Genomic DNA, 12,294 nt, shown 5'->3' on the forward strand with positions numbered 1-12,294 from the left:
TGAGATAATTTACTGTCAATTGTGAAAAGATTTTTTTTGACCGACTTCTTACTCGGTCACTGAAAGGATTAACCTCTATGAATGAAGCTCTTGTGAAGTTTGATAAGATTTGTGAAAACTTTTATGCATCAAAAATCCCACAACAGCACAAATAAGCCAGATACTTCCTCCAATGAGAATAGACGTTCGGATTGATGTCGTGCGAATCAACCAAGGTGATATGAGTGTAAAAAACAAAGTCATTGTCGACTCTGAGGCCAGGCGCAGTCGAAACATTTTAGTCAAGTCCTGCACTTTAAATTTCTTCTGAAGCATATCAATGAAGGCCAAATCATTCATCGGTCCAAAGAATCCAGCAAAAGCTGAGGCCAGGATAATCCACTCAACATCAGGGGCCAGTCCAATCAAAATAAAGCCTATCCCTAAAAAGAGAAGCCCGTAAAAATAAAGCTCCCATAATCTTTTTCTTTCCATATTCCCAAAGTAAAGGGCGCCAATAAAGTTTCCTACTCCGTATGAGGCCATCACCAATCCGAAATAACGGGGGTCATTGCCACTCATCTCATGCACTAAAAGTGGAAAGCCAATCGCGATAACCAAATTCCAGCAACCGGCCGTGACGGCCTTAGAAAAGAAAACATAACTCATTCCCGGCACACCGCGGGCCAGGTGAAAACCAGAGAGCACTGCCGTTTTGAAATTGCTCTTGGGTATCTTCGAATAATCCATCGGCGGGATGTATTTCTTTAACGAGTAAACGCAGTAAGCTGACACACAAAATGTCACAGCATCAATAGTAAAGAAATGAATCATCGGGATAAAGGCAGATAAAAGTCCAACGATGGCCGGACCAATCATGCGGGCCATGCGGATCGTGGTACTCATTAAACCATTCGTTGACTGCATCAGCTCAGTGCTGCCGGCAAGAATGGGAATCAGCCCTTGAGTGGCGGGATCAAAAAAAGCACTGAGCCCGGAAAGTGTAAAGGCCATCACCCACAATAAGACGAGTGGTGTTGGCATAAAAAAAGAAACGATAACAGGAGTAAGAACAATCAGTGCACGGATGAAATCCACACTGATCATTGTTCGCCTTGGGTTCCAGCGATCGGCCCACTTGCCACCGATAAAAGAAAGCAACATGAGTGAAGCAGTCTGCCCTGCTGCCAGATAACCAGTATCAGGACCCATCAGGCCTACAGCAAGCCAGATAAGACCTACGCGGTAGATCTCATCGCCAACAGAAGAGAAGGCCTGGCCGAACCAGAGACGCAAAATTTGAGGCTGTTTAAGTGCCTTGATCATGAAGGATAAATTAGCACTTATTTCACAAAGTCGCCTCGAGAAACATACCCGAGCGAAGCACTTTTATTATTCTGGAGTATTTATTTAAAGGCGCTTTTATCCGATAGAACTCTCATGAAAAAATCAAATACCGTATTGTTGTTTTCTCTATTACTCCTTGGCACTGGATGCGCTCAGTTTTCAGAGTCAGAAAGAATCCCCGCTTCAGGAACAACAAATATTATTTCAACACCCAAGAGTATCGGCTTTATCTTTTTAGGAAAAACAAAAACATTAAGGGAAGAGATCTCTTCAGCTAAGTATGTTTTAAGTGAAGACATGGAACGAGATAGATTAATCCAAAAAGACTGGACACCAATTGGCGACTTTATTGTAAGACCTGGGACAGTTTTAAAACTGACTAAAGACACGTATATGTACACCAAGGCCGCTGACATCATTCGCGGTGTCGATAAAAATAGCGCGCTTTTTCTAAAAGAAGGCACCAAAGTGCGCATTCTGCAATACAACCAAAGCTCTTTGACCGCGACCACGGCCATCATTGAAGTAATAGACTAATTCTCACACTGCGACATTCTACTTATTATCTTCATTTTTTCTAAATATCTTATATAGTATTGGGCATAACAATTTTTTGGAGATTTTATGAAGAAGAGTTTATCCCTGATCGCTATGATGGCCGCAGCACTTGTGGTTTCAAGCTGTGCAAGCAACAAAACAACAACTGAAAAAGTAGAACAAGAAGTAAAAGCTGTTCCTGCTTCAATGACAAAGTCAATTGAGCACACAGTAAAAGAACAAATCCAGGCGTCTACTCTTTCTCAAGATAAAAAAGAGAAGCTTCTTGCTCTTGAAGAAAAAGCAGCAGCTGAGCGCAAAGAAATTACAGAAGAAATCGAAAAGACAAAAGTTGTAATGATTGAAACTGTTCTTGCTCCAAAAATGAACGAGAAAGAATTCAACACTCTAAGAAACAAAATTAAAGCTCTTGATAAGAAGAGATTAGACAATGGTTTCAGAACTCTAAGAGAAGTTCGCAAAATCATCGATCCAAAATCAGCAGAGCACCAAGAGATCTACAAAGCAGTTATTGAAAACCGCCTAAGAGGCTTCTAATACTAAGGCCCGCTTTAAGCGGGCCTTTTTTTTGCAATCTTTTTCCTTAGGAATAATTCCTTTGGAGAAAACGATGGATTTACACTCTTCTGAAAATTTCTGGCCTATCAAAAATGGACTTTTGGGGATTTTTCCCTCACTCAACCAATCACTTAAATGCGATATTGCGATCATGGGTGCCGGTATTTCCGGAGCACTTATGGCAGATACTCTCTGTAAAATGGGCCTTGACGTCATCTTGGTGGACAAACGACATTGTGGATTTGGCAGTACGGCCGCAAGCACGGCCCTCATCCAATACGAGATAGATACTCCTCTTCGTGAACTAATCAAAAAACGCGGAGTCGACCACGCAGTTCAAAGCTACAAACTTTGCGTCGAGGCCATTGCTCATCTTGAGGCACTTGCCAAGAAATACCCCCAAGCGGGATTCAAGCGCCGCCCGAGTTTTCAATTCACTTCTTCAAAGTCCCATCTAAGTGATCACATCAAAGAAGAAGAGCTTAGAAGACTTTATCATATTTCAGACACCGAATGGCTCACTTCTCAAGATATCAAAAAACGTTTTTCTTTTAATAAACTCGGAGGGATTTTTTCTAAACACGGCGCGGTCCTCGATCCATTTCAACTGACTTACTCTCTCATTTCTACTCATATAAAAAACAATCTTCGCGTCTTTGACAATACAACTGTGCTGGATATCGTCCACCATCTAAAGAGTGTCACTTTAAAATGCAGTACAGGATTTAACATTGAAGCCAAAAAGCTCATCATTGCCTGCGGCTATGAATCTCAAAAATATCTTCCCAAAAAAGTTGAAATCCCTAAAACAACCTATGCTATTTTAAGTGAAGTCATGGATGAAAAACTCTTCTGGCACCAAGAATCCCTGATCTGGGAAACGGCAGAACCATATCTCTATCTTAGAACAACCAATGACAAACGAATCCTCATTGGAGGAAAAGACGATCCTTCCCACAATCCTCGAAGAAGAGATATGAAACTTCCAATGAAACAAAAAGCACTTGAAGAAAATTTCAAGCAACTCTATCCACATATTCCTTTTAAAACTGATTTTTCCTGGGCCGGAATTTTTTGTGGCACTAAAGACGGTCTTCCCTATATTGGGAGTATTCCAGAGAGAAGAAATACCTATTTTTCACTGGGTTTTGGAGGAAATGGCATTACATATAGTTTAATTGCCGCCCATATTATTGCCGATTTAATCCGTGAAAAATCGAATGAAAATGTAGAGATTTTTGCCTTTAACCGACATTAAATTCTTTTAATCCTTTTTAAATTTCTTCTTAATCTATGAAGAGCAAGATGATCTCATGAACAAAGCCATTCATGGTGAGTGACTTTCATCGAAGGAGAGATTTATGAAAAATGCACTAGTAATCATGGCCTTAACACTTTCATCAATGAGCGCTTTTGCTGGGACAAAAGTTGAACATAATAAAGAGCTAAGAAAAGTAGCATACGAATCTTGTAAGGCCGAAGGCAAAATCAAAAAGGAATTAAAGAACTGCGTGAAAGAAAAACTTGCCCAACCATCTACACAATCTACTGTTAATAAATAGTAGATCTTCTCCCCCCTCATAGAGACAGTGGTGGGAAGTTATACTTCCCACCTTTCCTACACGCTCTGCCCAATGAAAAAGCTTATTCTATATCCAATCTCTTATAAGAATTATTCGTTGCATATAAAGGTTTAAACTTTAAACTTCTCGAATCAAGTGATAAGTTTGCCAAATGAAACACGCAATTGATCCAAACACTTTCAAACGTTTTAGCACTCGTACCGTTGTCATTCCAGTTGTCGGCTCCTTTATCCTTTCAGGAATTTTTGTCTATATCATCTTTCAACTTTTAGCGGCCAATCACTTGGTTGTTCAAAGTGCCCGTGTCTTACGACAGGTCAATGAGAATATGAAATTGATAGTTAATGCAGAAACTGGAGTGAGAGGATATCTACTCACAGGTGATGAATCCTATCTTGAGCCCTATAACAACACAATGGAAAGAGGTCCGGAACAATTCAACAAGCTCATTGCGATGACCGAAGACAACCTCGGGCAAACCAATCGTGCAAAAGATATGCAGATTGCTTTTAATGCCTGGAATGAGTACGGAGCCAAGGCCATTGAGCTAAGACACTCTAACAAAGATATTGAAAAAATTCTTCCGGCCGTCGAAGGTAAAAAGCGCATGGACGCCATTCGCGCCATCTTCACCCGCTTTGATGAAGTTGAAACTATTCTTCGCGACAAAAGAAATCAAGAAACCCAAGAAACCATCAAGCTGGCCCTGTCAGTTATCCTTGGCTGCAGTATCATTGGCGGTGTTGCTATTGCTGTTTTCACGAGAAGACAGCTGACCTCTCTTTCTTCAACTTACAACAATGTTATTCAAAAACAGGTTGAACAAAACCAAATCCTGGAAGCTCAGGAATGGATTCAGACTGGAAAAACCGGATTGATGGAAAATATCAGTGGAGATATTTCCGTTGAAGAGCTTTCAAATAGAGTTCTTAAGTATCTCTGCAATCGTCTCGATGGAAAAGTGGGTGCTCTTTACAATAGTGAATCAGGTATGTTGCGTAGAACCGGCACTTATGCTTTCACTAAAGACCCGGAGACGGCCATTGTAAAATTCGGTGAAGGTCTTGTCGGGCAAACAGCTCTGGAAAGACGCCTCATCGTGATTTCAGACGTTCCTGAGCAATACCTCACAGTCTCTTCAACTGTTATGACTGCAAAACCAAATCAAATTGTTCTTCTTCCTTTGATTGCAGAAAAAACGATCAAAGGTGTGTTGGAAATCGGATTTTTGGACCGCGTTTCTGACAGAATGCTGGAATACTTAGATGAAGTCGCTGAAAGTATCGCAATCGCTCTTCGCTCTGCTGAGTACCGTGCGACACTTAATAACCTTCTGGAAGAATCACAAAGACAAACAGAAGAACTCCAGGCCCAGCAAGAAGAACTTCAGGCCAATAACGAAGAACTTGAAGAGCAAACCAATGCTCTTAAAGAATCTCAGTTAAAACTTGAATTGCAACAGTCTGAACTTGAACAAACGAACCAGCAGCTGGCCAAGCAAAGTCTTGAACTTGAAAATCAGGCCGATGAAGTTAATCGCAAAAACGAAGAGCTTCGCCAAACACAGTTGAGGCTTGAACATAAAGCAAGAGAGCTGGAGCAATCAAGCCAGTATAAAAGTCAATTCCTTGCCAACATGTCTCATGAGTTAAGGACACCGTTAAATAGTACATTGATTCTTTCTCAGCTACTGCTTGAAGATAAGCGAGGAAGACTGGGAGAAGAAGAAAAAGAATTTGCTCAAACGATCTTCTCGTCGAGTAATGACCTGCTTAACCTGATCAATGATATTCTCGACCTCTCAAAAGTTGAGGCCGGAAAAATAGACCTTGAACCTGAAGATATTATCTTAGAAGATTTTTCTGAAAGTTTAGAAAGACTGTTTAAGCCTATCGCCAACAATAAAAACATTGAATTTAAAATTAACCTGGCACCAGGTATCCCTACCACTATTTTCCAGGATCGCCAGAGATTAGAGCAGATTCTAAAAAACCTGGTATCAAACGCTATTAAGTTCACTGAAAAAGGTTCTGTCACTATTCGTGTTACGAAAAAAGATGGCCGTATTGAATTTGCTGTCATTGATACAGGAATTGGTATTCCTTTTGAGCAGCAAGAAATTATCTTTGATGCTTTTAAGCAGGCAGATGGGACGACTAGCCGCCGCTTCGGTGGAACGGGTCTTGGACTTACTATTTCAAAAGACCTGGCAAAACTCCTGGGTGGAACAATTTCTGTCAGCAGTGAGCCTGGAAAAGGAAGTATCTTCACTCTTAATCTTCCGGAAAAACACGATGTGGATACTCTGCCAGAAGCTGTTCTTCCCTCGCGCTTGGAAAAATCAGTGATTGCTCCCACTCCGACCATCGCGCCAAAAGCAAAAGAGCCTCCTCCAATGGAATACAAATCTCTTCCTTTTGAAGACGATAGAAATAGAATCAACGATAAAATTAAAATCCTTCTCGTCGTAGAAGATGACACTAATTTCTCTAAAATTTTATACGACCTAAGCCATGAGCTTAAGTTTAACTGCCTTGTCGCCCAGACAGCAGCTGAGGCCATAAAAACCGCTGAAGAGTATTTACCTCAGGCCATTCTTCTTGATATGCACCTGCCGGACAGAAGTGGTCTGACGGTCATTGATGATCTAAAGAGCAACCCAAAAACCAGCCACATCCCTATCCATATCATCTCAGCTTTAGATCATGCCAATATGGCGCTAAAAATGGGAGCTGTAGGTTACCTGAAAAAACCGGTTTCTCTCAATGACATCAAGACGGCCATTGCCAAGATGGAAGAAAAACTCACTCACAGCTTGAAAAAAGTTTTGGTTGTTGAAGACAACAAAGTTCAAAGAGAAAGTATTAAAGAATTAATTCAAGATAAAACGGTCGAAGTCGTCATGGCCGAAAATGCAACAAATGCTCTTGAGTCACTTAAAAAGCACACTTTCGATTGTATGATTTTGGATCTGAATCTTCCGGGCATGACTGGTTATGAGCTCCTGGAAAAAATGACAGGCACCGAAGGCATCTACTCGCCTCCAGTTATTGTCTATACAGGAAAAGATCTTTCTAAAAGCGAAGAACAAAAACTGCAGAAATACTCGCAGTCGATTATTTTAAAAGGTGCCCACTCTCCAGAGAGACTTTTTAGCGAGGTCAGTCTCTTTCTTCACCAGGTAGAAGACAAGCTTCCTAAAGAACGCCAGAAGATGCTGCAAAAACTCCGCGATAGAGAAAAAATCTTTGAAGGCAAAAAAATTCTCCTGGCCGATGATGACGTCAGAAATATCTTTGCCCTAAGTGCTGCTCTTGAAGGACAAGGTGCGGTTGTTGAGACAGCAAGAAACGGAAAAGAGGCCCTTGATAAAGTAAAAAATGACCTGGGAATTGACCTGGTATTAATGGATATCATGATGCCGGAGATGGATGGTTACACCGCAACCAGAGAAATCAGAAAAGACCAGCGCTTTGCTAAACTTCCCATCATCGCTGTTACCGCAAAAGCAATGGCCGATGACCAGGAAAAATGCCGCGAGGCCGGGGCCAACGACTACCTGGCAAAACCAGTTGATTTAACCAAGCTCCTTTCTCTCTTAAGAGTATGGATGCCTCAGAATGGACGATTATAAGAAATGACTGAAGGACAAGTCTTCGACATTGAAGTGAAGCTTTTTATTGAAGCCGTCTTCATGAAGTACAAGTATGACTTCAGACAATACAGTCTTGCCTCAGTTAAAAGAAGACTTTCTAACGCCCTGATCACTCACAATATAAAAACAGTTTCGGCCCTTCAGGAGAAAGTCCTGCACGAGCCGGAATTTTTCACCGCCATTCTTCAGCACATGACTATTTCGACAACCGAAATGTTCAGAGACCCCCTTTACTTTAAGGCCTTCAGAGAAAAAGTTGTCCCCTACCTAAAGTCTTACCCCTCGATTAAAATCTGGGTCGCTGGCTGCAGCACAGGTGAAGAAGCCTATTCATTTGCCATCATTCTCAAAGAAGAAGGTTTATTAGATCGCGTGATGATATATGCAACGGACATCAACCCTCTTTCTCTTGAAAGGGCCCAGCAAGGCATTTACCGCCTGGAAGATATCAAGAAGTACACCCAAAATTATCAGGAGGCCGGAGGTCTTCATCATTTTACCGACTACTACACTGCCGATTACAATGCCGCGGCCATAGATCAAGCCTTAAAAAAGAATATCATTTTCGCTGACCATAGCCTGGCGACGGATTCAGTATTTTCTGAAATGCAGTTTGTTTCCTGTAGAAATGTACTCATTTACTTTGATAAAAAATTACAAAACCGCGCCATCAGTCTTTTTCACGACTCGCTTTCGATGAAAGGATTTTTAGGAATCGGCTCTAAAGAAACTTTAAAATTTTCATCATTAGGCGCGGCCTTTGAACCATGGGCCAACAACGAAAGAATTTACAGGAAGCTTAAATAAATGAAACACCACAAGCCTCATATTAAGGCCATTTTTGTCGGTGCTTCGGCCGGAGGAGTCACTGCACTCAACGCTCTCTTCAAGGGACTTCCTGCAAACTTTTCTATTCCCATTATTGCCGTTCTCCACCTGGGAGAATACCGGTTTATCCCTAATGCTTTTTACACTCCTCCGGGAGTGACGTTAAAGGAAGCTGATGAAAAAGAACCGATTATGCCTAAGCATATTTATTTTGCCCCTGCGGATTATCACCTATTAGTTGAGCATGACTTCACTTTCAGTCTTTCAACTGAGGAGAAAATTCAATACGCTCGCCCCTCTCTCGACATCACAATGGAGACAGCGGCTGAAGCCTATAAGAGCTCTCTTCTAGGAATCGTTCTTACTGGCGCCAATGAAGACGGTGCCCAAGGGCTTTGGACTATAAAACATTTTAAAGGACTCGCGATTACTCAAGACCTTCGCGATGCTGAATACCAGACAATGCCTCAAGCGGCATTTAAAAAGGCCAATCCGGATTACGTGATGTCCATTAAGGAAATGGGCGCATTCCTGGCCGGATTAGAAGGAACATTATGAGTACTGAAAACACCATCAACATCCTTATCGTCGACGACAAACCTGAAAACCTGATTTCGTTAGAAAACATTCTTCAGGAAAAAGATGTCAACATTTACAAAGCTCAATCTGGAGTTGAGGCCCTTGAACTGCTTTTAGTTCACGGCTTCGCTCTTGCGATCCTCGATGTTCAAATGCCGGAAATGAACGGATTTGAGCTGGCAGAATTAATGCGCGGGAAAGAAAAAACCAAATCAATCCCTATCATCTTTGTTACCGCCGGGGCCATCGATGCCCAACACACTTTTATGGGATACGATGCCGGTGCAGTAGATTTCCTATACAAACCTCTGGATATCAGAATCGTAAAAAGTAAGGTGAAAGTTTTTAAAGAACTCGAAAAGCAAAAGCTCATCATCCAAAATCAGATTGACCAGCTCTCACAAGCACTGAAATGGCGCGATGATTTCCTTTCAATCGCTTCTCACGAATTAAAAACACCCATCACATCCCTGCGCCTACAAAACCAACTGGCGCTAAGAAATTATGAAAAGCTGGATATGAAAGCTTTCACCTCAGAAAAGCTTAAAAAGATTTTCACTAATTCCAGTAAACAGCTCGATAAACTTACCCATTTAATTGACGATCTTCTGGATGCCACAAAAATCCGCGCTGGAACTCTGACTGTTGAGCCAGTGAAAGCAAACTTTTCAACACTCATGACTGAAGTTCTCGATCGTTATTCAGACCAACTAACGGCAATGAAAACGATTAAGATCGATATCCAGGAACCCGTTATGGTTTACTGTGATCCATTCAGGGCCGAACAGGTTGTCGTTAATCTTTTATCTAATGCTTTCAAATACGCTCCAGGCTCTAATCTGGAAGTGAGCTTAAAACAAGAAGGCGACAAGGCCATCTTAAAAATCAAAGATGAAGGCCCGGGAATTCCAAAAGAAAAACTTCTAAGTGTTTTTGAACGCTTTAAAAGAGGAAGCAATAGTGAGCACATCAGTGGTCTGGGGTTGGGTCTCTATATTGCCAAACAGATTATGGATGCTCACCGAGGCGCCATTGCCGTAGAAAGCAACTTAGGTAAAGGAACAATGTTCATTGTCTCTTTTCCTGCAGTTAGCGAGTAAAAGGCATTAATTTTTTTTAATCCCAATTAAATTTCTTATTAATATCCTGAGCGCACTATGAACTCATGAGATTGGTTATTCGCAACGAGTGACTAGATAAACACACAGGAGAACGATATGAAAAATGCACTAATGATTGCTTTAGCTCTAACTTCAATGACTGCTTTTGCCGGCACAAAAATCAACAGAGAACAAAGAAAAGCAGCAGTGGAATCATGTAAAGCTGAAGGAAAAACAAAAAATGATTTAAAGGCATGTGTTAAGGAGAAGCTAGGTCAGCCATCGGCCACGCAACCGGCTTCTCAACAACCAGCGACTAAATAATTAGCCTCTGGCACTCTCCTTTTTAATCGGCGGGGAAGGCTTGTTCTCCTTCCCCGTCTTTATCGTGAATTAAGCTCCACAACACTTCTTGAATTTCTTCTGACTTCCACACGAACATGGATCATTGCGACCGATTTTCGGTTGATCGCGCATAATCGGTTTTAAAGGCTCATGATGGTGATGATTGCAATGAGGTCCATGAATATGAACGTGACCATGGTCATGCGCTTTAGCCTCTTCAGAGACTTTTTCTTGTTCTTTAGTTGAATTCATTTTTGACTCCGTAACAAAGATGAAAGTGAAAAGAAAAGGCCGGAAAACCGGCCTTCGTATGGATCTATTTACCGTGACATTTTTTATATTTCAAGCCGCTTCCGCAAGGACATGGCTCATTACGGCCAACTTTCGGAGTTTCTCTTACGATTGGAGTAAGAGGTTCATGCTCTACTTCTGGCTCATGCTCGTGCCCATGTGGGTTTGGATCATCGTGCATGCTTTTAGCGATTTTTAGTTTAAGGAAATCGTTTTGTTCGATTGTTTTAATGTTTTTATTTTCAGCACTGCCAACTGGGATTGAAATCGTTTTTGCTTCAGGAGCTTTTTTAACTACAGGCTTAGCTGCTGCTTTTTTAGGAGCTGCCTTTGTCTCTACTTTTTTAGCTGGAGCTTTTACTGCTTTTGTTGCTGGCGCTTTTTTCGCTACAACTTTCTTTGCCGTCTTTGCTGCTGCTTTTTTTGGAGCCGCTTTGGTTGCCGCTTTTTTGGCGACGACTTTCTTTTCAGCTTTTTTTACAACTTTCTTTGCTGCTTTCTTAGGTGCTGCTTTTTTCGCTGCTGCTTTCTTTACAGTTTTTGTTGCCGTTTTTTTTGCTGCTTTTTTAGCTGTTTTCGGAGCTGCTTTTTTTGCAACTTTTTTTGGAGCAGCTTTTTTCGCCGCTTTTTTTGCTACTTTCTTTTTCACTGCCATTTCGATTCTCCCGTAGAATTAAACTCATAGCTAATGACAAGTATGCTACAGGGGGCAATGGTGGTCAAAATTTATTTACGACACCTCGGGCCAGTCTTGACATAAATGCAAATGAGTTGCAATATCCACCAAAGATGAATAATGCGAATCAATTGCAAAAAGAGGAAAAGATATGCCTACGGCCCTTAACGCGACAACATTTGAAGAACTCTACTTAATCCATCAGAAGGAATACAACATTGCTCTTATGAGTGTCGCTCCCTTTGAGCCTCAAAACATAAAAACGTACTTGGAAAAAAATTTCGAGCAACTTCCCCAAATGTTCAAATGTATCATTTCAAAAGACAATTTTGATGAATCAATCAAACAACTTGATGAGATTTTCTATATTCTTGATGACAATGAAGAAAAGCTGGAATTCATCAACTACATCAAAACTCTGACTTCCCACTATGCAGATATCTCAGATGCCCCCGACCTAGGACTCAGCCTGGAAAAAGTTCAGGGAGATATGTGCAAATACTTTCATTGCGATATGAATTCTTTAAGACTTGTCTACAACCTTATCGGTCCAGGCACTCTTTGGGCCCATGAAGAAAATGTAAGACGTGAACATTTAGGAAAAGGAAAAAATGAAGAAGTCATTAAAAACCAAGATCAAATTCAGCAGGTTCCCCCTAAAACGATCACTCTTTTAAAAGGTCATGCCCATCCAACGGCCTTCAGTCAGGCCATCATACATGCTTCTCCTCCTGTTTCCGTGACTAAAGAAAAAAGAGTCTTACTAAGAATCGAATCTATCTTCTAGTGAAGTCT

12 protein-coding genes and 1 pseudogene are annotated in these 12,294 nt (G+C 41.3%); 10 read left to right on the plus strand and 3 right to left on the minus strand.

The window, feature by feature from the left end:
• Positions 1–75: 75 nt before the first annotated feature.
• Positions 76–1,305 carry an MFS transporter gene (locus AC6JA8_RS12915; RefSeq protein ID WP_497974166.1) on the minus strand — a complete coding sequence of 410 codons (1,230 nt, stop codon included), beginning with the start codon at positions 1,303–1,305 and terminating at the stop codon, positions 76–78.
• Positions 1,306–1,419: 114 nt separating this feature from the next.
• On the opposite strand from AC6JA8_RS12915, the gene AC6JA8_RS12920 reads away from it, so the two are divergent.
• The 9 genes from AC6JA8_RS12920 (at position 1,420) to AC6JA8_RS12960 (ending at position 10,511) form a co-directional block, all read left to right on the plus strand.
• On the plus strand, positions 1,420–1,863 hold the full coding sequence (locus AC6JA8_RS12920) for a hypothetical protein (protein WP_497974167.1): 444 nt from the start codon (positions 1,420–1,422) through the stop codon (positions 1,861–1,863).
• An 87-nt stretch (positions 1,864–1,950) separates the two neighbouring features.
• Positions 1,951–2,421: a hypothetical protein gene (locus tag AC6JA8_RS12925; RefSeq protein WP_497974168.1), complete on the plus strand. Its 471-nt coding sequence runs from the start codon at positions 1,951–1,953 to the stop codon at positions 2,419–2,421.
• Positions 2,422–2,494: 73 nt separating this feature from the next.
• The gene (locus AC6JA8_RS12930) at positions 2,495–3,700 is read left to right on the plus strand and encodes an NAD(P)/FAD-dependent oxidoreductase (protein ID WP_497974169.1); all 1,206 of its coding nucleotides are present in this window, start codon (positions 2,495–2,497) and stop codon (positions 3,698–3,700) included.
• Between the two features lie 103 nt (positions 3,701–3,803).
• Positions 3,804–4,004, plus strand: coding sequence for a hypothetical protein (locus tag AC6JA8_RS12935; protein WP_102244224.1), 201 nt, complete (start codon positions 3,804–3,806; stop codon positions 4,002–4,004).
• 172 nt (positions 4,005–4,176) lie between these two features.
• On the plus strand, positions 4,177–7,659 hold the full coding sequence (locus AC6JA8_RS12940; RefSeq protein WP_497974170.1) for a response regulator: 3,483 nt from the start codon (positions 4,177–4,179) through the stop codon (positions 7,657–7,659).
• 3 nt (positions 7,660–7,662) lie between these two features.
• Positions 7,663–8,487, plus strand: a complete 825-nt coding sequence (locus tag AC6JA8_RS12945) for a CheR family methyltransferase (RefSeq protein WP_497974171.1) — start codon at positions 7,663–7,665, stop codon at positions 8,485–8,487.
• Positions 8,488–9,066 (plus strand): chemotaxis protein CheB, encoded by a 579-nt coding sequence (locus tag AC6JA8_RS12950; RefSeq protein ID WP_497974172.1) that lies wholly within the window; start codon positions 8,488–8,490, stop codon positions 9,064–9,066.
• Positions 9,063–10,187 carry a hybrid sensor histidine kinase/response regulator gene (locus AC6JA8_RS12955; RefSeq protein ID WP_497974173.1) on the plus strand — a complete coding sequence of 375 codons (1,125 nt, stop codon included), beginning with the start codon at positions 9,063–9,065 and terminating at the stop codon, positions 10,185–10,187. The genes AC6JA8_RS12950 and AC6JA8_RS12955 overlap by 4 nt, the downstream gene beginning before the upstream one ends.
• 117 nt (positions 10,188–10,304) lie before the next feature.
• Positions 10,305–10,511, plus strand: a complete 207-nt coding sequence (locus AC6JA8_RS12960) for a hypothetical protein (RefSeq protein WP_142409202.1) — start codon at positions 10,305–10,307, stop codon at positions 10,509–10,511.
• Positions 10,512–10,580: 69 nt separating this feature from the next.
• Here AC6JA8_RS12960 and AC6JA8_RS12965 read toward each other — a convergent pair whose 3' ends face one another.
• Positions 10,581–10,784 carry an SEC-C metal-binding domain-containing protein gene (locus AC6JA8_RS12965; RefSeq protein ID WP_497974174.1) on the minus strand — a complete coding sequence of 68 codons (204 nt, stop codon included), beginning with the start codon at positions 10,782–10,784 and terminating at the stop codon, positions 10,581–10,583.
• Positions 10,785–10,848: 64 nt separating this feature from the next.
• Positions 10,849–10,935 (minus strand): annotated as a pseudogene (locus tag AC6JA8_RS12970) (SEC-C metal-binding domain-containing protein); the annotation flags it as partial.
• Positions 10,936–11,650: 715 nt separating this feature from the next.
• On the opposite strand from AC6JA8_RS12970, the gene AC6JA8_RS12975 reads away from it, so the two are divergent.
• Positions 11,651–12,286 (plus strand): DUF1826 domain-containing protein, encoded by a 636-nt coding sequence (locus AC6JA8_RS12975; RefSeq protein ID WP_497974175.1) that lies wholly within the window; start codon positions 11,651–11,653, stop codon positions 12,284–12,286.
• The last annotated feature ends 8 nt before the right edge of the window (positions 12,287–12,294 follow it).

It is taken from the genome of Bacteriovorax sp. HI3, from assembly GCF_059738875.1.

What these genes read in the sequence shown, in the direction of transcription:
- AC6JA8_RS12915 (WP_497974166.1), bottom strand. Translation starts at nt 1,305, where the DNA reads ATGATCAAGGCACTTAAACAGCCTCAAATTTTGCGTCTCTGGTTCGGC.
- AC6JA8_RS12920 (WP_497974167.1), top strand. Translation starts at nt 1,420, where the DNA reads ATGAAAAAATCAAATACCGTATTGTTGTTTTCTCTATTACTCCTTGGC.
- AC6JA8_RS12925 (WP_497974168.1), top strand. Translation starts at nt 1,951, where the DNA reads ATGAAGAAGAGTTTATCCCTGATCGCTATGATGGCCGCAGCACTTGTG.
- AC6JA8_RS12930 (WP_497974169.1), top strand. Translation starts at nt 2,495, where the DNA reads ATGGATTTACACTCTTCTGAAAATTTCTGGCCTATCAAAAATGGACTT.
- AC6JA8_RS12935 (WP_102244224.1), top strand. Translation starts at nt 3,804, where the DNA reads ATGAAAAATGCACTAGTAATCATGGCCTTAACACTTTCATCAATGAGC.
- AC6JA8_RS12940 (WP_497974170.1), top strand. Translation starts at nt 4,177, where the DNA reads ATGAAACACGCAATTGATCCAAACACTTTCAAACGTTTTAGCACTCGT.
- AC6JA8_RS12945 (WP_497974171.1), top strand. Translation starts at nt 7,663, where the DNA reads ATGACTGAAGGACAAGTCTTCGACATTGAAGTGAAGCTTTTTATTGAA.
- AC6JA8_RS12950 (WP_497974172.1), top strand. Translation starts at nt 8,488, where the DNA reads ATGAAACACCACAAGCCTCATATTAAGGCCATTTTTGTCGGTGCTTCG.
- AC6JA8_RS12955 (WP_497974173.1), top strand. Translation starts at nt 9,063, where the DNA reads ATGAGTACTGAAAACACCATCAACATCCTTATCGTCGACGACAAACCT.
- AC6JA8_RS12960 (WP_142409202.1), top strand. Translation starts at nt 10,305, where the DNA reads ATGAAAAATGCACTAATGATTGCTTTAGCTCTAACTTCAATGACTGCT.
- AC6JA8_RS12965 (WP_497974174.1), bottom strand. Translation starts at nt 10,784, where the DNA reads ATGAATTCAACTAAAGAACAAGAAAAAGTCTCTGAAGAGGCTAAAGCG.
- AC6JA8_RS12975 (WP_497974175.1), top strand. Translation starts at nt 11,651, where the DNA reads ATGCCTACGGCCCTTAACGCGACAACATTTGAAGAACTCTACTTAATC.